We start from the raw sequence: 1,983 nt of genomic DNA, 5'->3' as shown, positions 1-1,983 counted from the left end.
TACCCCGGGCTCGACATGGCCCCGTGGCGGTCGGCTGTCTGACGCGACGGGTTGAATGGCCCCGTGCCTCCCACACCGCCGCCCCCGGGCGTACGCCCCTGATGGCCCTCCTCGACGCCGAGGCGGGGCTCCTCGTCACTGCCGCGCCCGGCACCGCCAGCACCGCGCTGCGCGAGGCGCTCCTCGCCCGTACGTCCGTCACCGAGGTCCCGGCGAGCGGTGAGGTGCGCGCGGCCGGGATCGACGTCAAGCACGCGACCGTCGCTGAGCTGGTCCGCGCCGGCTTCGTCGAGGCCGACCACGGCTTGCGCATCGTGACGACGACGCGGAACCCGTTCGACTTCTACGTCGCCGAGTACGAGCGCACCCGCCGCCGGTGGGTGCACGAGCTGCCGGACCCCGGGTCCTGGGTGCACCAGACGCCCGGGGCGGTCGGGCGCATCGTGGACGCGGTGACGCTCGACTTCGATGCGTGGCTCGCGAAGGTCCTTGCCGAGCCGGGGCCGCGGCGGATCAACCGCGGGCACGTCGACGAGGCGGATGTCGTCCTGCGCATGGAGCACCTCGAGCACGACCTGCGCGAGCTCGCCGGCCTCGACCTCGCCGTACCCGCGACCAACGTCACCGACCGGGAGCGGGCCTACTGGCGGGCGTACGACGTCGGCAGCCGCAGGCTCGTCGAGGCTGCGCACGCGGACGACCTCGCGCTGTTCGGCTACGTGTTCTGAGGGCGCGTCCAAACGTGAGAACCCATATATTCGCTCTATCGCAAGTCGCTCAGCGTTCGTAGTGCGTCGTGCCGGTGGTAGCGCCAGGCGGCAGGTCGAACGCTGTGACGAGGACCGATGCGCAACTCCAGGACGCGTCGCAATCGGGCGCATTGGGATGGGCGAAGTCCAGCATGCCGAAGCTTGGGTCGAGCGCGGGAAGGATCGGGTAGATGGTCTCCGCATAGCTGTTCGCGGATACCGCCTGCCGGAAACGCGCAATCCTTGGAGGCGCCTGGCTTGCGTCGGCGGAGTAGGTCTCTGAGGAGGGCAGCATCTCGCGGGGGATGTTGTCCGCGCACATACGTGTGTTGATGCCAACGAAGTAGGCTCGCAGGCCGCTTGCGGTCGACGATGGGCCGGACCATTCGAGGTACTGCTCCGGCGAGCCCCCCGTTGCGCCGGCGCGCCAGTCGATGGTGCGAATCCCGCTGTGGAACCCGCTTTGCGGGTCTCGTGCATCCGGGTCGGGGGAGATGGCACTGGCGATCGTCCCAGCCTGGAGCTGGATCACCGCGTTGCCGATGTCGAACGTGGGTCGGAACTCCTCGTCACACGAAGTGACGGAGAAGAGGGCGACCCGTCCGTCGGCGTCGGAGATCGTCTTGGCCCAATGGTCACGTCCCTGAAATACGGACTCGGTGAACTCAGTCCCTCTGATCGGCTGAACGCTGGCGGGTTGGCCAAGCACCTGCTTGACGTACTCCTGCGTATATCCAGCATGAATGCTGCCTAGTCGTTCGTACGCAGGCTTACGCCAGAAGACCTCATCTGCGGTTTTCTGCGCGTCCTGGTAGAACCAAATGGCGGCGAACACGGTCGCGAACAGGGCCGCAGGAAGTCTGACAGCGCGCCACGTCAGGTAGAGCCACCCCCAGATGTCCTGCCGCCCCCATCCCCATGCAGAAGGGGCGGGCGGTACGAGCGGGGCGGGACCGCGAGCGGGACGGGGAGGCTCGCGTTTCACGAAGGACGCCCGGGCGCGACGGCTGTGATTAGGGGCTGTTCCGACATTCGTTGATGCGGAACCCAAGCGATCACCATTGGTCATGACGTGCCCCCTCGTGCGCGACGATAGGCGCGGGCGCGAGCGCTCGAATCCCCAATTTCCGGCACCTTGTTCGCCCGGAGGAGCACGGAGCGTCCCGCGTGATCCGCCGAGTGCGCGGTGCCGCGTTAGCTAGTACCGCGAGCGCACTCGACCCGGGGAGGTCCG

2 protein-coding genes are annotated in these 1,983 nt (G+C 68.1%); one reads left to right on the top strand and one right to left on the bottom strand.

Going from position 1 to position 1,983, the window contains the following annotated elements:
- Positions 1-101: 101 nt before the first annotated feature.
- Entirely contained in the window at positions 102-728 is a 627-nt protein-coding gene (locus tag ACTUAL_RS17910) for a PH domain-containing protein (RefSeq protein WP_440901071.1), read from the top strand.
- A gap of 49 nt (positions 729-777) precedes the next feature.
- Here the strand turns inward: ACTUAL_RS17910 and ACTUAL_RS17905 are convergent, their stop codons facing one another.
- Positions 778-1,584, bottom strand: a complete 807-nt coding sequence (locus tag ACTUAL_RS17905; RefSeq protein ID WP_440901070.1) for an ETEC_3214 domain-containing protein — start codon at positions 1,582-1,584, stop codon at positions 778-780.
- Positions 1,585-1,983: the final 399 nt, after the last annotated feature.

The organism is Actinosynnema sp., from assembly GCF_052038725.1.
This window is presented reverse-complemented; position numbering and strand designations above follow the sequence as displayed.